Raw genomic sequence first — 16,805 nt, 5'->3', positions numbered from 1 at the left:
TCAGCTGTAGCGGTATGGCGGGCCCGCCAGTTCCATATCGGCGTTGTACTGCTTGATGATCTCGACCACCCGGGCACTGCGGTCCGACTGTTTGGCGATATCGTCCCAGAAGGCGACAGCGTCGGTTTCCACCTGCTTCCATTCAGCCTCGGGAATGGTCGTCAGCTCGAGCTTGCCGTTGAGGCGGAAGTTGGCTTCGCCGGCCCAGTACCAGTGCTGGCGATAATAGTGCGAGGAGTCGATCATCATGCGGTAGAGCTGCTGCAGGTGTGGCGGCAACTCGTTCCACCGTGCCGTGTTGACGAAGTAGGAGCCGGCCCAGGCACCCGAAAGCGGGTTGGTCAGGTAGTATTTGAGCGCATTGGCCCAGCCGACCGTGTGCAGCTCCGTGGTGCCGCTCCAGCAGATGCCGTCCAGTTCACCGGTCTGCAGTGCCGGCTCGACATCTTCATAGGGCAGCGATACCGGAACCACGCCATATTTGGACAGGAACTGGCCCGCCGTGGGGAAGGTGTAGACACGCAGGCCATTGAGGTCGGCCAGCGAGTTGATCGGCTTGGTCGTGCCGAAATTGCAGGGATCCCAGGCGCCGGTGGACAGCCAGGTCACGTCCGGGATTTCGGCATAGGCCTCTTCCCAGATTTCTTTCAGACCACGCCAGTGCCAGAGCGCGGGAACGTCGAGTGAATAGCGCGAGGCCAGCGGGAAATAGGCGCCGAACACCTTGACGTCCACCGGTGCGGCGGCGGAGTCGTCGTCGCTCTGGGCGGCGTCAATCGTGCCGGTCTGGACGGCGCGGAACAGCTCGCCATGCGGCACCAGCTGGTCGGCCGTATAGAGTTCGATGACCATCTCGCCGTTTGCCGCGATGTTGAACCAGTCGATGGCGTTCTTGACCACATGTTCGGCCAGCGCCGGACCGGCATAGGTCTGCAGGCGCCAGCGGATCGGCTCCTGCGCCTTGACATGGGGCGTTGCCAGCGCCGTGGCGCCTACAGCGCCAGCGGTGGCCAGGCCTGCCCGCTTGAGAAAGTTACGCTTGTTGAGAAGATCAGTCATGTCTGTTTCATCCCCTTGATGTTGACGTTCCGAGCAGACTTGCCGGAACGCATGATTGGACTCGACGTCGGACTTGCTCGTTCAGCGCCTCCCTTCTTGTGTTGGTATGCGGTTCACCATGGTCCCCCTCAGCGTCCGGCATAAAGGCCAGGCAGCCACAGCGCGATCTGCGGAAAGATCATCAGCAGGACCACGGTCAGGACCATCATCAGCACGAATGGCAGGATGGAGCGATAGATATCGCTCAGCCCGATTTCGGGCGGCGCCATGGCGCGCATGAGGAACAGATTGTAGCCGAAGGGCGGGGTGATGTAGGCGATCTGGCAGGTGATGGTGTAGAGAATGCCAAACCAGATCACATCGAAGCCGAGCAGCCGCACCAGCGGAATATAGAGCGGCGCGACGATCACCAGCATGGCCGTGTCATCGAGGAACATGCCCATGACCACGAAGCTGAGCAGCATCAGGATCAGTATGCCCCAGGGATCGAGCCCAAAGGTGTTCAGCAGCAGGTTTTCAATGGCCCGTACGGCGCCCAGCCCGTCATAGACCGACGAGAAGCACAGCGCGGCCAGGATGATCCAGAGAAACATGCAGCTGATCAGCAGCGTGTTTCGCGTCGTTGACTCCAGGACCTGCCAGTTGAGCTTGCCCGACAGAGCCGCCGCCACCGTTGCCAACAGCGCCCCCACGGCCGAGCTTTCGGTAAGGCTGGTCGTGCCGGTGAGGAACAGCGTCATCATGATGGCGAACACCGCCACCGGCATGAGGCCCTCGCGCAGCAGCACGAGCTTGTCACCCAGGGTGATCTCCGCCAGTTCCTCGGGCGAAATCGGCGGGCCCATTTCCGGCTGGATGCGACAGCGGACATAGACATAGATCCCGAAAATGCTGGCCATCATCAGGCCGGGCATGATGCCGGCCAGCCACAATTCGGTTACCGGTGCCCGCGCAATCATGGCGAACAGCACCAGCACCACGCTGGGTGGTATCAGGATGCCCAGCGACGAGCCGCCCTGAATGACCCCGGTGACCATGATCTTGTCATAGCCGCGCCTGAGCAGTTCGGGCAGGGCAATGGTGGCGCCGATGGCCATGCCGGCCACCGACAGCCCGTTGATGCAGGAAATCAGCACCATCAGCCCCATCGTGCCCAGCGCCAGCCCGCCCCGGACCGAACCGAACCAGACATGGAACATGCGGTAGAGGTTAGAGGCGATGCCGCTCTCGCTCATCATGTAGCCCATGAACACGAAGAAAGGCACGGTGATCAGCGGGTACCAGTTGAGCACCTGGAAGGCCTGATTGAACGGCATCTCGACGGCGCCGCGCCCCCATAGCCAGAGCGCGGCCGCCGAGCCGACAAAGCCGATGACGCCAAAGACGCGCTGCCCGGTAAACAGCAGCACCATCATGGTGGCGAACATGAAGAGGGTGATGAGTTCGGGTGTCATGTAATCGGCCTATCCATCGCCTGCGCCACATCTCGGAACAATTGCGCGATGACTTGCAGAAGCATCAGGAAAATGCCGATGGTCATGGCAACCTTGACCGGCCAGAGCACGGGCGACCAGGCGGAGTAGTTCTTCTGGTTGTACTGAATGGCATATTGCGTGCTCGAAATGCCGCCCCAGAGCAGCACCCCGAGAAAGAAGATGACGGCCAGCAATGTGACCGCGTCCAGGCCTGCCCGCCGGCGCAGCGAGAGCCGGCTGTAGAACAGATCCATGCGGACATGGGACCCATGCTGCAGGGAATAGGCGCCGCCCAGCAGGTAGAAGGCCGAGAGCAGGAACTGGGTCATTTCCAAGGACCAGTTGACCGAGACGCCGAATACGGCGCGCGACACTGTCGACCACAGCATGATGGAGGCCATGGCAAAGAAGATCACCATGGCCAACCGCCCCGCATAGAGGTTGATGCGATCCACCCATCTGACAAAGAAGACTATCGGCTTGGGCACGATGCTGGTTCCTGTCTCTGGGTCATCGGTTTGCTCCAGCTATCCGTGTTTGGTTGGCAACAGCGCCTGTCGTGCCATCTCAAGGCACCGTGCCAGCCGGCCCGACCACAGGGTCACCCCGGCTGGTTCAAGGATCTCGTCATTGCGCAGTTCGATCATGGTGGCATCAAGCCCGCGCCCATCGCCATGGCGCTCCAGCGTCAGCGTCACCCCATTGAGCGCGGCATAGGGCTCGTTCCAGCCGATATTGAGTGCCGGGTCTTCCGCAGCCAGCGCGTCGCGCAAGGCCTGGGTAAAGCGCGTGTCAACGCCGTGAATCAGGCCAATCGGCCAGGGCCGCGCCACCCCGTGATAGATCGGGGTGAAGGAGTGCATGCAGATCAGTATGCTCACCTGCCCGGCATGACGACGGTCGTCCAGCAGGGCCTCGATCGCATCGTGATAGGGTCGATGGTAGTGGTCGATCCGGTACTGCCGCTCCTCGGGGCTGAGCGCCTCATTGGCCGGGATGCGCGTGGCCTCCGACAGTGTCCAGATCAGCTCGGGTGCATCCACATCGCGATTGCAGTCGATCACCAGTCGCGACACGGTCGATTGGACCAGCGGCGCATCAAGCAGGTCCCCCAGCGCCCGGCTGACCGACAATGCACCGGGGTCCCACGCAATATGGCTGGCCCGTTCCGTCATGGTCAGCCCCAGATCGCCATAGCGAGCCGGAATGCGATTGCTGGCGTGGTCACACACAATCACGAAGGGCGATTGCCCCTGCGCATTGGCCACCAATATCGGCTTTTGCTCTTCTCTGACCATTTGGCCCCTACGCGGGATTGATTAACTTCTGTAACAGTAGTTTCATAATTGGAAAAACTGTCAATGCTGAATGCATGCAATCAGGAGTACCGCGGTGGGAAAATCAGTTGCCGGACGCATTCACGATGCAATCGCCGGCCTGACCGCCGCCGAAAAACGCGCAGCGCGCGGCCTGCTCGGCTCCTATCCCACCCTTGGCCTGGCGCCTGTGGCCGAGTTCGCCCTGCATGCCGGCGTCAGTTCCGCCAGCGTGCTGCGCTTTGTCGCCCAGCTTGGCTATAAATCCTATCCCGACTTCCAGCGGGCCCTGCGCGATGAAATGGAGCAGCGCTCCAAATCGCCCCTGCAGCGCAGCCCCACCGGCAGCAGCGAAAGCCTGGATGATCCCCGCTTCCTCGACCACTTCATCGCCCAGGCGGTGGACAATCTGCGCCGGGCGGCAGCGCTGATCCCGGCGTCCGAGTTTGAGGCGGTCTGCACGCGACTGGCCGAAAGCCGGGGCACCTGCTGGCTGGCCGGCGGCCGGTTCACCGATTTTCTCGCCGGCTATATGGAGGCCCATCTGCGCCTGATCCGGCCGGGGGTGCGCCGGTTCGACGGCAGGCCCGCCACCCTGGCCGACCAGATGCTCGACGTCCGGGATGGCGATACCGCCATCATTTTTGACGTCCGCCGCTATGATCCTGCCCTCCTGCAACTGGCCAGCGACCTGGCAGCCAAGCGCGTCCAGATCGTGCTGATCACCGATGAATGGATGAGCCCGGTCAGTCGCTTTGCCAAGCTGGTGCTGCCCGGATACACCGAAATGGGCCGCACCTGGGACGCCAATGGCGCGCTGCTGACCGTGGTCGAGGCCGTGCTGGCGCGCACCACCGAACTGACCTGGACCACTGCCAGCAAGCGCATGGGTGCGATCGAGCGCCCCTAGTCGGTCTTGTCCATGCTGAGGAAATTGGGGCCATCAAAGCAGATGCTGGCATCGATCTCGCCAATGGCCTCAGTGTCCTTGCCGGCATAGTCGAGCCGGTGCAGCACGCTCTGGATCAGGGTAATCCGCCCCCGGCGCTTGTCATTGGTACGGACCACGGTCCAGGGAGCGTGCTCGGTATGGGTGCGCTCGATCATGGCGTCACGCGCCTCGGTATAATCGCTCCACCGCGTCAGGGCTTCCAGATCAATCGGCGACAGCTTCCACACTTTGAGCGGATCGTGGCGGCGGTCATGGAAGCGCTTGAGCTGCATCTCGCGGCCAATCGACAGCCAGAACTTGAACAGGTGAATGCCGTCTTTGGTGATACGCTTTTCAAATTCCGGCGCTTCCTCAAGAAAGTGCTCGGTTTGCTTGGGGGTGCAAAAACCCATCACCTTTTCCACGCCGGCCCGGTTGTACCAGGAGCGGTCAAACAGCACCGTCTCGGTGGCCGCCGGCATCCAGTCGACATAGCGCTGGAAATACCACTGCGTCCGCTCCCGATCATTGGGCTTGGGCAGGGCGGCGATGATGGAATAGCGCGGGTTGAGGTTTTCCAGATAGCGCTTGATGGTGCCACCCTTGCCGGCGGCGTCGCGCCCCTCAAACACAATCATGATGCGCTCGCCGCTGGCCGCCAGATGGGCCTGCAGGGTCACCAATTGTTTTTGCAGGGCGTACATCCGGGCTTCATAGCTGTCGCGATCCAGCTTATCGTCATAAGGGTATCCCCCCGAGGCCATGGCGCGCTTCTTGATGGCTTTGGGCAGTTCGGGATTTTCGATATCGAAGCCGTCGATTGGATCAGTCACTCTTGTTGCTCCGTTGTTATATTCACCGTGCTATAGAGACGCCCCCTCACGCAAGGGGATTGCCCTCTGTCTGAAGCACCCGCACCAATGAACCAAGCCCCCAGCCGCACGGCCGGCCAATATCTCCAGGACATGCTGTCTCGCCTGCTGCAACAGATCGGCCTGCTGGCCGGCGGCGCAGTGGTATTTGCGGCGCTGGTGCTGTTCGCCGGTCTGAGCCTGGTCGGCGCCATAATCGGCTTTGCCGCCCTGCTGGCCGGCATTGCGCTGCTGCCCACCCGGGCGAGCTCCCCATCGGACCCCGACACGGCGGCGTCCCCGCTTCTCCTGGACATGCCGGCCAGCACGGTGGCCATCTTTGCCGATGCCCTGATCGAGCCTTGCCTGGTGCTGGACCGGCGCCGCATCGTGCTGCACGCCAATTTGGCCGCCCGGCAGGAATATCCCGGCGTCAGCACGGGCAATCCCATCAGCTTTTCCATGCGCAATCCCGATCTGGTGCGGGCCATCGATGTGGCGATGCGCACCGGCAGGACGTCCAGCATCGAACTGCACGAAACGGTGCCCTCGCAGACCTGGCACAAGGTGGTGGTGGCGCCGCTCAACCGGCCGGGCCTGGATTGGTTGAGCGATGAGGATCGTCAACTGCTCGTGACCTTCCAGAGCCTGACCGAACTCAAGCAGGTCGAGGCGCTGCGTTCCGATTTCATCGCCAATGCCAGCCATGAATTGCGCACGCCGCTGGCCTCGCTGCGCGGCTTCATCGATACCCTGCTCGGGCCGGCGGCCAAGGATACGGCGGCACGCGAGAAATTCCTCGGCATCATGCAGGGCCAGGCCGAACGCATGAGCAAGCTGATCGACGATCTGCTCAGCCTGTCGCGCATTGAAATGCACCAGCATGTGCGGCCCACCGGCAGCATTGATCTGGCCGCCCTGCTGCGCGAAGTGCGCGAGGGGCTGATGACCCAGGCCAAGGCCGCCGAAATCGACATCCGGCTCAATCTGTTTGCGGGGTCCTCGACCACCATTGGCGATCGCGGCCAGCTCTATGAGGTATTCGAGAACCTGCTCGACAATGCCATCAAATATGGCGCGGGCGGCCGGTTCGTCGACGTCAGCCTCGAGCCAGCCGGCCGCACCGGTTTCCAGCACATGGTCACGGTGATCGACTACGGCCAGGGTGTGGAGCCCGAACATGTGCCGCGGCTGACCGAGCGCTTCTACCGCATCGATGCCGACGCCAGCCGCAAGAAGAAGGGCACCGGCCTGGGGCTGGCCATCGTCAAGCACATCGTCAATCGTCATCGCGGCCAGCTTTCGATCAAGAGCAAGCCCGGCGAGGGCATGCGCGTGGAAGTGTTGCTGCCTTAGGACCGTGCAGAAGCGCCGCCTGTGGCGCGGTTTTCAATGAGCGGACGGACCCCGAGACGGCTTTCGCCTCTGGTAAAGTTAAAAACGAGACGAAACCGTCTCGGAGCGCCGGTTTTTGGAACTGTACGGCGGCACGGGGATCGCTCGCCCCCACACGGCCGGACTGGAACCTGTGCGGCAGGCAAAGACCACACCCGGCTCACCCCGCCACTGTTCGCCTGCAGGCCGCCCGTGCGGAGTGATGGGAGGATTATGCGCGCGGTTTTGGCGGCGGGGATAAATCAGCCAGGATTGCCATCGCTCCTTCCCATATGCAGGCAGGGGCAAGGTGAAGGTCTGCTTCAAGTCAAAAATGGGGTGGCAATCTGCCCGACCGCTTCTGGGCGCTCAGGCCGGGAAAGCGGCCGTTCAGCAGGCTACTGTACTTCGACCGCAATGCGCCCCTTTCTGGCCGTTCGACTGCCGCTTGCGGCGTCCTCAATAGGGTGTTTTTTGCTGACCTTGATGTAGATCGCGTCGTCCGCGATCTCGGCGTGTTGGGCGAAGGCGCGGACATGTTCCCGCCGATAGCCGCCCTTTCCAAGCCGGAGGCGAGTGCGAGCTTCGCTTGCCAGTTCCGGCACGGCCGCTTTGGCGTGAATCTAAATTCAAACAGCAAAGCGCCCGATGGGTTGCACCGGGCACTTCTTTCTCAAGTCACCTCGAGATTACTTGTTAGCGAGGATTTCGAAATTGTGGACGTTTGCCACCACACCGTCGTCCCATCCACCTGAGATCAATTCTGAAGCCTTTTCATTCAGGAGTCCGGCGACTTGTCCGGCAAAGTGCGCTTCGCGGCCAGAGTTGTCGGCAAAGATGTCGAAGATGGCGAAGTTGGTCTCGTCAATCTGCAGCGCCGCCCAGAACAATGTCTTGGGTTCAGTTTCTGCGACGATGGGGCCGGCGGCGGTCAGCAAGGCTGCCAATTCGGGGCCTTTACCAGGAGCAGCTTCGAGCTTGATGTAAGTGGCGGTCGTTGCCGTGGAGAGATCAACCGGCGCCTTCACCGACAGGACATCGGAGTTGTTGATATTCGCGACAACACCGTCGTCCCATCCGCCGTCGACCAGCGCGTCGGCGTTTTGGTTCAAAGCCGCAGCAACCGCTCCTGAGAAGTGAGCGTCGCGTGCTTCTTCGTCTGCGAAGATGTCAAAGATTGCGAGCGTGTCATCGGCTTGCAGAGCAAACCAAAGGACGGTGCCCGGCTCTGTGTCCCGCACGATCGCTGCGGCACCAGCCAGAAACTCCGCGAAAGCTCCGGTCTGGCCTTCGGCGGCCGGCATGGCGATGTAGCTGGCTGTATGATTTACCATTGGGTTGTCCTGTGCAGTTGCAGAAGTTGTGATCAGCGCCAGTGCGGCGACTGTCTGAAGGATTTGCGTTTTCATGGTCGTCTCCTGATTTGAAGTGCTTCAGGTTTGGTTTCGATGCACTTTTGTCCCATGCCGAATGCGCCCGAGCCCAATTCCGAAATTCTATTCTTTGATAGACATTGACTATTGAAGTTGGTTTGATGGTGTGGCTGAAGATGTAACGGAGGATGCGGCGATGGAGATGAACCAGATCAGGTATTTTCTAGCTGTCTGCGAGCACCGAAACTTCACCCACGCAGCCAGCGCCTCCAATGTCTCCCAGCCTTCCTTGACGACTGCGATCAAGAAACTTGAAGACGAGCTTGGAGGTGACCTGTTTGTCAGAGACCGTGCGGGATGCAGGCTGACGACGCTGGGAAAACTCATGCAGCCAAGATTGCAGAAGGCTCATGATGAGACGAGACAGGCGAAGGCGGAGGCGATCCGTCATATGCGCTTGGAGCGGGTGCCAATCTCTGTCGGTGTCGGAGAAACGATTGGCCACAACAGGATTTCGGCAGCTATGGAGCGTACTCGTACGCGATTGCCGCAAGCCGAAATAGAATTGATCGTTGCGTCAACCTCCGAGCTTCTTGCCGGGTTACGAGATGGTGAATTTGACGTTGTAGTCACCGCAGAGAAGGTCAGTGAAGACCTCTATCGTATAGACCATCTCTATGAAGAGGACTACAAGGTCGTGGTGTCAAAGTCGCATCCGTTGTCTGAACTAAGTGCGATCTCTCTTGCGACTCTTGCTAAAACTGACATGCTTGACCGCCTAAATTGCGAAATGCGGGATGTTTTGCATGGGACCTGCGCGGATCATGGTCACGAACTCTACGCGGCTTATCGGTCAAATCGCGTGGATTGGTTAGTTGAACTTGCTCGGCAAGGGTCAGGTGCGGTGATCCTGCCAGCCACCGCTATTCCTTCGGACATGGGCCTGGTGTCGAAACCCATCGATGGTCTTGAAATATCAAGAACTGTTTTGGCCCTTCGATATCGGCACCAAACGACGAGACCAGAGACAAATGATCTGATCCGTGAGATGATGCGCACGCTGGCGTAGTGAGGTCGGTAATCGACATTCGCCCATCGTGCAGCAATCGTCACTTTGGGCTCAGACCAGACTCTCTCGGCATCAGTGGGTGGGTTCTTTTCAATCTTGAGGAGCCGCTTGATTTCCCTGATGACCTCTTCAGCAGGCGTCCCCGACTTTGCCGTCGGGTGGAAGTGAATGAACGGCAGGTTTCGGGCGCCGAACGCGGCGCTCCGAACGGCGACAATGGGGTCGCTTTCTGCCATGCCTCCGATTCAGCTTTCCGAGATCGATCCAACCACTGGCCGTCACCCTCGGGCTTGACCCGAGGGCTCTGTACTTCAAGGCGTTCGCCTGGTTGCTCGCTGGGAAGACAATCGGATGGATGCAGACAAGTTAGATGGTGCAATCCCGGCCACGGCCTCGTCAAGTGGAGTGCCCTCGGGTCAAGCCCGAGGGTGACGCAAGGTGGGTGGGGCGATCCAGGCTACAGCAGGTTCCAGCACTACCACCAACCGTTCCAAACGACCGAAACGGGGTCGGTTTCCGCCGCCCCTCCAGTTCCACGCTTGGGCCGCTGGTCGTCATGCCAAACAGGTCATGCCAAACAGAAAGGGCGCCAGTGGCGCCCTTCTTTAATTCGTTCGATTTCGCCTTAGCGGCGCTTCTTGTCGACCTGGTGGTAGGCGCGCTTGGAGTGGAACTCGCAATACGGGCCGCTTTCCAGGCTATGCTGGCCGCAGAAGTAGAAATCCTTGTGCAGCGGGTCGCCGATGGGCCATTTGCAGGTGCTCTCGCTCAGCTGCAACAGGTTGAGGCGCTTGTCCTCGGGAATGAACAGCTCCTGCACGGCCGGGGCCACATAAAGCTGCTGTTCCATCTCGGGATTGTGCGCCAGGGCGGTCGCGCCCATGGTCTGCGGTCGCTGCGGCATGGATGACCGCATCTTGCTCGCCGATCCCATATTGGAGGCGCCCACTGAAGGGCTGGCGACCCGGCGCGGCGCAGTGCGCGCTGCCGGACGTGCCCGGGGTGTCGAATTGGTTGGCTTGGCCCGTGCGGAAAGTTTGAGGCGGTGCACCTTGCCGATCACGGCATTGCGGGTCACCCCTTCGCCGAGCTGGCCAGCAATCTGGCTCGCGCTCAACCCTTCCATCCAGAGCTTCTTCAAGGTCTCGACGCGTTCGTCCGTCCAGCCTGCCGGTTGTGCTCCTGAAACCATCGTCAAAACAGAATCCTTCATTGTGCCGCCAAATAACCATGGCAACCATCAAACGCTAGGCGTCGTATGTTGAGTGGGTCCGCCACACGAGATATCGTGCTCCCAATGACAGTGAGTTTACGCCATGTGAGGAATCGGGATCAAGCGTCGGGCGGGAGTTTCCCCGTAAATTCACTGGTTAAAATTATCTTAACGAAGTTTGAGTCAAATCGAAGGCCAAGCCCGTGATCATTGACTTATCTGGGAAAACTAGCCTAACTCCGATGATGAAACGCGCTGCGAGACAGGCGCGTTTTTGGTTTTTGTGGCGCTATTGTCACGAACCGAACTGTACGATGTAAACAACCCCGACCTTTGAGAAGGAATTCGACCCATGTCTGCGCTATTTGGCACTTATGCCCGCTCCGATCTCGCTTTTGAGCGGGGCGAAGGCATGCGCCTTTATGATCAGCAGGGTCGCCAGTATCTCGACTTTCATTCCGGCATCGCGGTCAACGCACTGGGGCATGGCGACCCCCATCTTGTTACGGCGCTCAAGAGCGCTGCCGACAAGGTGTGGCACACCTCCAATGTGTTCTCCATTCCCGAGCAGGAACGGCTGGGCCAGCGCCTGGTGGACGCCACCTTCGCGGACTCGGTGTTCTTCACCAATTCGGGCGCCGAGGCGCTCGAATGCGCCATCAAGACGGCGCGGCACTATTTCTGGGCCAAGGGTGAAGTCGATCGCTATGAGATCATCGCCTTTACCGGCTCGTTCCATGGTCGCACCCTGGGCACCATCGCGGCAGGCGGCAATCCGAGCTATCTTGAGGGCTTTGGCCCCGCCATGCCCGGCTTCAAGCACACCGCCCCCGGTGACCTCGATGCCGTCAAGGCGCTGATCGGGCCCCAGACCTGCGCCATCCTGATCGAGACCGTGCAGGGCGAGGGCGGCGTCACGGCCATGACGCCCGAATTCATGCAGGGCCTGCGGGCGCTGTGCGACGAGCACGACCTGCTGCTGATCCTGGACGAAGTGCAGTGCGGCTATGGCCGGACCGGCCGCTTCTTTGCCTTTGAGTGGAGCGGCATTACCCCCGATATCGTCGCGGTGGCCAAGGCCATTGGCGGCGGCTTTCCGCTCGGGGCGTGCCTGGCCAAGGGCGAGGTTGCCGCCTCCATGGTGCCCGGCACGCACGGCTCCACCTATGGCGGCAATCCGCTGGCCTGCGCGGTAGGCAATGCCGTGCTGGACCGGATCCTGGCGCCCGGCTTCATCGACCACGTCAACCAGATGGGCCAGAAACTGGCCTGGCATCTGCAGCAGCTGGCGCAGAAATACCCCGACTATGTGCTCGAACTGCGCGGCAAGGGCCTGCTGGCCGGTATCAAGATCACCCCGCCCGTGCGCGACTTCGTCGCCCGGCTGCGCGATGATCACCAGATGCTCGCCATTGGCGCGGGCGACAATGTGCTGCGGCTGATCCCGCCCCTGATCGTCACCGAGGCCGAGATCGAGGAAGCCGTCGCCAAGCTCGGTGCCGCCTTCGACGCCATTGAAGCTGAAACGGCTTCGGTCCCGGCGGCCGGGTGAACCACATGCTGAACTTCGCGCAGGCGCGACGCCGACGATGATCGCGCTCCCTCCTCCCCTCATGGGGGAGGGGAGGCATCAACCGCACGCCCCGCGTCGCGGCCCCCTTCATAGCGTCACAAAAGGAACCCGGCCCATGAATTCGACCGGCACCCCACGGCATTTTATTTCCATCGACGATTTCACCCAGCCCGAACTGCGCGGCATGCTTGACGCCGCCGGCTCGCTCAAGTCCCGCCTCAAGCAGGGCGATCGGCCCCAGCCGCTCAAGGACAAGGTCCTGGCGATGATCTTTGAGCGCCAGTCGACCCGCACCCGCGTCAGCTTCGATGTCGGCATGCGGCAATTGGGGGGCGAGACCATCATGCTTTCCGGCCAGGAGATGCAGCTGAGCCGCGAGGAAACGCTCGGCGATACCGCCCGGGTGCTCAGCCGCTATGTCGATGCGATCATGATCCGCATTCTCAGCCACGCCGATCTGCTCGATCTGGCCGACGCCGCTTCGGTCCCGGTGATCAACGGGCTGACCCGGCGCGCCCATCCCTGCCAGATCATGGCCGATTTGATGACCTTTGAGGAGCATCGCGGCAACATCAAGGGCGCCAAGGTGGCCTGGGTCGGCGACAGCAATAATGTGCTGCATTCCTGGGTCAACGCGGCCGAGCTGTTCCAGTGCCATTTGACCATCGCCACGCCCGAGGAATACAGCCCGGAAAAGGACCTGATGGACGATATCCGCCGCGCTGGCGAATATGTGAAGCTGATCCACGATCCGCGCGACGCCGTGGCGGGCGCTGACCTCGTCATCACCGATACCTGGGTCTCGATGGGCGATGTCGACATCGCCGAACGCCGCCGGGTCTTGAAACCCTACCAGGTGAACACCAGTTTGATGGCCTTGGCGGACAAGAACGCCTTGTTCATGCACGACCTGCCCGCCCATCGCGGCGATGAGGTGACCGACGAGGTGATCGACGGTCCGCAATCGGTGGTGTGGGACGAGGCCGAAAACCGCCTGCATGCCCAAAAAGCCATCCTGTGCTGGGCCTTTGGTGCCGACGTGAACTAAACTGCTTCGATCTGCTGTCTGGGCCGGCCTGCAAATGGCGGCTTTCTGCGCTTCCGGTGCTCACGTACCAATGTACGCTCCGCTTCGGTTCTCGAAAGTCACCATATTCGCTGGCGCGGACCTTTGGTTCGGCTCAGCCCAAACAGCAGCTCATCGCAGTTCGGTGCGCGCAGCCCGCAAACTCTTGCCGAGTTTGCGGGCTATACCCATTATGGCCCCGCCGACCTGAAAGCGATTTGACCAGAATGACGACGGATAATACGCCCATGACCGATAACCTGATGACTGCCCTGGGGTTGGATCGCCCGGAAAGCGGCGACGATACGGTTGTGCCGTTCAGCCTCGACAAGCTCAATACCCGTGGCCGCAGCGTGCGGCTCGGCGAGGCCCTCGACGCCATCCTCACCCGCCATGCCTATCCCGCCCCGGTTGCCCGCCTGCTCGGCGAGGCCGTGGTGCTGGCCGCCCTGATCGGCTCCTCGCTGAAGTTTTCCGGCAAGTTCATCATGCAGACCCAGACCGATGGGCCGGTGAACCTGATCGTGGTGGATTTTGACGCGCCCGACGGGCTGCGCGGCTATGCCCGCTTTGACCAGGAGCTGCTGCTCAAGGCCGCCGAAGAGGGCCGCACCAGGCCAGCTGACCTCTTGGGCAATGGCCATCTGGCCATGACCATCGACCAGGGCGAGCACATGGAGCGCTATCAGGGCATCGTGGCGCTTGAGGGCAATTCGCTCGAGGAAGTCGCGCACACCTATTTCATGCAATCGGAGCAGATCCCCACCCAGGTGCGCCTGGCGGTGGCCGAATTCACCCGCAAGGGCGATCATCGGCCGCACTGGCGCGCCGGCGGCGTGCTGATCCAGCATCTGCCCGAACATGGCATGTCGCGGGTCGCCGACCTGCCCGGCGACGGCGATTTCTCCAATATGCAGCCCGCCGATCCCGATGATGGCTGGACCGAGGCCAAGGCGCTGATGGCCACGCTGGACGATCTGGAACTGGCCGACCCCGAACTGAGCTCGGAACGCCTGATGTTCCGCCTCTATCACGAGACCGGCGTGCGGGTGTTTACGCCCATGCCCCTGGTGGAGCGCTGCAGCTGCTCGGCCGACCGCATCGAGGACATGCTGGCCACCAGCTTTACGGCCGAAGATCGCGAAGAAATGGCGGTCAATGGCGAAATCGAAGTGGTGTGCGAGTTCTGCTCGACCGCCTATCACTTCAATCCGCATCAGTTTGCCGTCAAGCACTGAGCCGGCTACGCCCGCGAAGACTGGTTGCCGCCAGTCTTCGTGGGTGATTTTGCTTCGCGACTTGCAAATGGAATCAAATCCAAGCAATATCGGGTCGTTGATTTATTGATTATGGCCTCCGGCTGGAGGCCGTGGGCATGGCGTTTGGCCATGCGCGGCTGCAGGGCTCAGCCGCACCTCGTGCCGACCAATCCAGACCGATCATCCAAGCAGCTTTGGGGGTAAAGCCATGCAGGTGACTATTGTCGCAATGGCCAAGATGTGTCGGGCTGACAGCGCGCGGGCCAGACTTGGGCGGCGACGGCGACGCTGAGCCGGCGCGCGCGCCGTGTCCGAGGCGCTCGAGCTGATCCGGGCCGTGCTGGGCGATGCCTGTGCCGATGACGCCCATGCCAGCCAGTTGCTGGCAGCGGCGCTGGCCGGCGAAATCGATCCGCTGCTGCATGGCGTGCTGGCCTGTGGCGTTGACGAGACGCTGGCCATGCAACGGGCGGCCGCCTGGGCGGGGTGCGCGTTTTTCGACCGCGTGCCGCACGGCCTGGTCGGCACCATCGAGCCGATGCGGCTCGAAGACCTGGCCGGGGTACGGCTGTTTCGCATGCAGGTGCTCGACCGCGCGGTTGATTTCACCGCCCCCGACTTTTTCGGCGTGCTGCGGCTGCGGCAGCGCCTGCGGGCCAGCCCGCGACTGCGCAGGACCATCTGCATGCTGCCCGCGCCGGCCCTGCGCGACTATCTGACCCGCACCGCGTCAGGCGATCTGATTACCGCGGCCCGGCAGCGCCTGGCGCAGATCTGGCCCTATGCCGCCGCCCAGCTCGAACTGACCACGCCGGCCCGCTACGGCTTTGCCGCGGGCCTGCTGCTGCTGCTGGCCATGGCGCTGCTGGCGCCCTTCATTGCCGAAGCCTGGCTGCTGCCCGTGGCGCTGACCCTGCTGGTTGGACCTTCCTCCATCCGGCTGGCCGCCCTGGCCACGCCCCGCCGCCCGCTGGCGCCGCCGCAGCGGCCGCCCGATGCGCAATTGCCGGTCTATTCGATCCTGATCCCGCTGCGCAACGAGGCCAGGATGATCCCGCAATTGTTCGCCGCCATGTGGGCGCTGGATTACCCGCCCGCCCGCCTCGACATCAAATTTGTGGTCGAAGCGGGCTCGCGCGCCACCATTGCCGCGATCCGGGCGCGGCTGGGCGATCCGCGCGTCTCGCTGGTGCTGGTGCCCGACGCGGCGCCCCGCACCAAGCCCAAGGCCCTCGATTTCGCGCTGCCGCTCTGCCGGGGCGAGCATGTCGTGGTCTATGATGCCGAAGACATCCCCGACCCCGATCAGCTCTGGCAGGCCGCGCTGCGCTTCCGCGACCATCCCGATCTGGTCTGCCAGCAGGCGCGCCTGCTGATCGACAATGGCGAGCGCGGCTGGCTGGCCGCGCTGTTTGCCGCCGAATATGCCGCGCTGTTCGGGGTGCTGTTGCCGGCGCTGGCGCGCTGGCGCCTGCCAATCCCGCTGGGCGGCACCTCCAACCATTTCCGTACCGCCACGCTGCGCCAGATCGGCGGCTGGGACGCCTTCAACGTCACCGAAGATGCCGATCTCGGCATGCGGCTGGCCCGGCGCCGCCTGCGCGTGGAAACCCTGGCCTCCAATACGCGCGAACACGCCCCCACCCGGCTCGGCGCCTGGCAGGGCCAGCGCACCCGCTGGATGAAGGGCTGGATGCAGACCTTCATCGTGCACAACCGCAATCCGGGCCGGCTGGCCGCCGAGATGGGACTGGGCCCGATGCTGGCCTTTGAAGTGCTGGTGCTGGGCATGATTGCCGCGCCGCTGCTGCATTGCGGCCTGGGCATTGGCCTGGCCCTGCAACTGGCGCTCGGCGCGCCGCTGTTTGATGGCCGGAACTGGGCGGTGTTTTATACCGGGGTGCTGGTGCTGGGCTATGGCAGCACCTTCGCCATCACCACGCTGGGGCTGGCGCGCGCCAAAAACCTGCGCCTGCTCGCCATCCAGTTGCTGCTGCCCTTCTACTGGCTGCTGATCGCCGGCGCCACCCTCAACGCCCTGCGCGAACTGCTGCAGCGGCCGTTCCACTGGTTCAAATCCCCCCATGTGCCGGTGGAGGGGGCGGAGTGATCGGCAATCCAATCGGAATTTTTGTTGAAAAATAACATATTCGTGCCATAGATGCGAAACCGCAGCCTAGGAGGTCGTGCCTGTCCGTCGTCAGATGATTTGGCTCAGATTGGCTCTCGGATCAGCGGAGTGTCGG

Annotated in this window: 15 protein-coding genes; 7 read left to right on the top strand and 8 right to left on the bottom strand. The window is 62.1% G+C overall.

Annotated features, from left to right (window positions below):
• The 4 genes from ABFY71_RS12470 to ABFY71_RS12455 all read right to left on the bottom strand — a co-directional run bounded on the left by ABFY71_RS12470 (nucleotide 1) and on the right by ABFY71_RS12455 (nucleotide 3,832).
• Nucleotides 1-1,059, bottom strand: coding sequence for a TRAP transporter substrate-binding protein (locus ABFY71_RS12470; protein WP_305577441.1), 1,059 nt, complete (start codon nucleotides 1,057-1,059; stop codon nucleotides 1-3).
• A gap of 128 nt (nucleotides 1,060-1,187) precedes the next feature.
• Nucleotides 1,188-2,513 carry a TRAP transporter large permease gene (locus ABFY71_RS12465; protein ID WP_347946322.1) on the bottom strand — a complete coding sequence of 442 codons (1,326 nt, stop codon included), beginning with the start codon at nucleotides 2,511-2,513 and terminating at the stop codon, nucleotides 1,188-1,190.
• Entirely contained in the window at nucleotides 2,510-3,022 is a 513-nt protein-coding gene (locus ABFY71_RS12460; protein ID WP_347946321.1) for a TRAP transporter small permease subunit, read from the bottom strand. The genes ABFY71_RS12465 and ABFY71_RS12460 overlap by 4 nt, the downstream gene beginning before the upstream one ends.
• Before the next feature lie 39 nt (nucleotides 3,023-3,061).
• Nucleotides 3,062-3,832, bottom strand: coding sequence for an N-formylglutamate amidohydrolase (locus tag ABFY71_RS12455; RefSeq protein ID WP_347946320.1), 771 nt, complete (start codon nucleotides 3,830-3,832; stop codon nucleotides 3,062-3,064).
• A gap of 94 nt (nucleotides 3,833-3,926) precedes the next feature.
• On the opposite strand from ABFY71_RS12455, the gene ABFY71_RS12450 reads away from it, so the two are divergent.
• The gene (locus ABFY71_RS12450; RefSeq protein WP_347946319.1) at nucleotides 3,927-4,760 is read left to right on the top strand and encodes a MurR/RpiR family transcriptional regulator; all 834 of its coding nucleotides are present in this window, start codon (nucleotides 3,927-3,929) and stop codon (nucleotides 4,758-4,760) included.
• On the opposite strand, the gene ppk2 is transcribed toward ABFY71_RS12450, so the two are convergent.
• On the bottom strand, nucleotides 4,757-5,614 hold the full coding sequence (gene ppk2, locus ABFY71_RS12445) for a polyphosphate kinase 2 (protein WP_347946318.1): 858 nt from the start codon (nucleotides 5,612-5,614) through the stop codon (nucleotides 4,757-4,759). The genes ABFY71_RS12450 and ppk2 overlap by 4 nt on opposite strands.
• Before the next feature lie 87 nt (nucleotides 5,615-5,701).
• Between ppk2 and ABFY71_RS12440 the strand changes: the two genes are divergently transcribed.
• Entirely contained in the window at nucleotides 5,702-6,988 is a 1,287-nt protein-coding gene (locus ABFY71_RS12440) for a sensor histidine kinase (protein ID WP_347946316.1), read from the top strand.
• 416 nt (nucleotides 6,989-7,404) lie between these two features.
• Here the strand turns inward: ABFY71_RS12440 and ABFY71_RS12435 are convergent, their stop codons facing one another.
• Nucleotides 7,405-7,611 carry a hypothetical protein gene (locus ABFY71_RS12435; protein ID WP_347946315.1) on the bottom strand — a complete coding sequence of 69 codons (207 nt, stop codon included), beginning with the start codon at nucleotides 7,609-7,611 and terminating at the stop codon, nucleotides 7,405-7,407.
• Nucleotides 7,612-7,695: 84 nt separating this feature from the next.
• Nucleotides 7,696-8,415 carry a hypothetical protein gene (locus ABFY71_RS12430; RefSeq protein WP_347946314.1) on the bottom strand — a complete coding sequence of 240 codons (720 nt, stop codon included), beginning with the start codon at nucleotides 8,413-8,415 and terminating at the stop codon, nucleotides 7,696-7,698.
• 130 nt (nucleotides 8,416-8,545) lie between these two features.
• Here ABFY71_RS12430 and ABFY71_RS12425 point away from each other — a divergent pair, with 130 nt between their 5' ends.
• Nucleotides 8,546-9,448 (top strand): LysR family transcriptional regulator, encoded by a 903-nt coding sequence (locus ABFY71_RS12425; protein WP_347946313.1) that lies wholly within the window; start codon nucleotides 8,546-8,548, stop codon nucleotides 9,446-9,448.
• 625 nt (nucleotides 9,449-10,073) lie between these two features.
• Here ABFY71_RS12425 and ABFY71_RS12420 read toward each other — a convergent pair.
• Entirely contained in the window at nucleotides 10,074-10,640 is a 567-nt protein-coding gene (locus ABFY71_RS12420; RefSeq protein ID WP_347946526.1) for a GcrA family cell cycle regulator, read from the bottom strand.
• Nucleotides 10,641-11,013: 373 nt separating this feature from the next.
• Between ABFY71_RS12420 and ABFY71_RS12415 the strand changes: the two genes are divergently transcribed.
• From ABFY71_RS12415 to ABFY71_RS12400, 4 genes are all read left to right on the top strand, one after another.
• Entirely contained in the window at nucleotides 11,014-12,213 is a 1,200-nt protein-coding gene (locus ABFY71_RS12415) for an aspartate aminotransferase family protein (protein WP_305577093.1), read from the top strand.
• A gap of 136 nt (nucleotides 12,214-12,349) precedes the next feature.
• Entirely contained in the window at nucleotides 12,350-13,282 is a 933-nt protein-coding gene (gene argF / locus ABFY71_RS12410; protein WP_305577096.1) for an ornithine carbamoyltransferase, read from the top strand.
• A 236-nt stretch (nucleotides 13,283-13,518) separates the two neighbouring features.
• On the top strand, nucleotides 13,519-14,538 hold the full coding sequence (locus ABFY71_RS12405) for an Hsp33 family molecular chaperone (RefSeq protein ID WP_431021533.1): 1,020 nt from the start codon (nucleotides 13,519-13,521) through the stop codon (nucleotides 14,536-14,538).
• A gap of 328 nt (nucleotides 14,539-14,866) precedes the next feature.
• Entirely contained in the window at nucleotides 14,867-16,669 is a 1,803-nt protein-coding gene (locus ABFY71_RS12400; RefSeq protein WP_347946311.1) for a glycosyltransferase, read from the top strand.
• The last annotated feature ends 136 nt before the right edge of the window (nucleotides 16,670-16,805 follow it).

It is taken from the genome of Devosia alba, from assembly GCF_039938915.1.
Taxonomy (GTDB): domain Bacteria; phylum Pseudomonadota; class Alphaproteobacteria; order Rhizobiales; family Devosiaceae; genus Devosia; species Devosia alba.
This window is presented reverse-complemented; position numbering and strand designations above follow the sequence as displayed.

Coding starts and splice junctions, on each gene's coding strand:
- ABFY71_RS12470 (WP_305577441.1), bottom strand. CDS start 1,059: ATGACTGATCTTCTCAACAAGCGTAACTTTCTCAAGCGGGCAGGCCTG.
- ABFY71_RS12465 (WP_347946322.1), bottom strand. CDS start 2,513: ATGACACCCGAACTCATCACCCTCTTCATGTTCGCCACCATGATGGTG.
- ABFY71_RS12455 (WP_347946320.1), bottom strand. CDS start 3,832: ATGGTCAGAGAAGAGCAAAAGCCGATATTGGTGGCCAATGCGCAGGGG.
- ABFY71_RS12440 (WP_347946316.1), top strand. CDS start 5,702: ATGAACCAAGCCCCCAGCCGCACGGCCGGCCAATATCTCCAGGACATG.
- ABFY71_RS12430 (WP_347946314.1), bottom strand. CDS start 8,415: ATGAAAACGCAAATCCTTCAGACAGTCGCCGCACTGGCGCTGATCACA.
- ABFY71_RS12420 (WP_347946526.1), bottom strand. CDS start 10,640: ATGGTTTCAGGAGCACAACCGGCAGGCTGGACGGACGAACGCGTCGAG.
- ABFY71_RS12415 (WP_305577093.1), top strand. CDS start 11,014: ATGTCTGCGCTATTTGGCACTTATGCCCGCTCCGATCTCGCTTTTGAG.
- argF (WP_305577096.1), top strand. CDS start 12,350: ATGAATTCGACCGGCACCCCACGGCATTTTATTTCCATCGACGATTTC.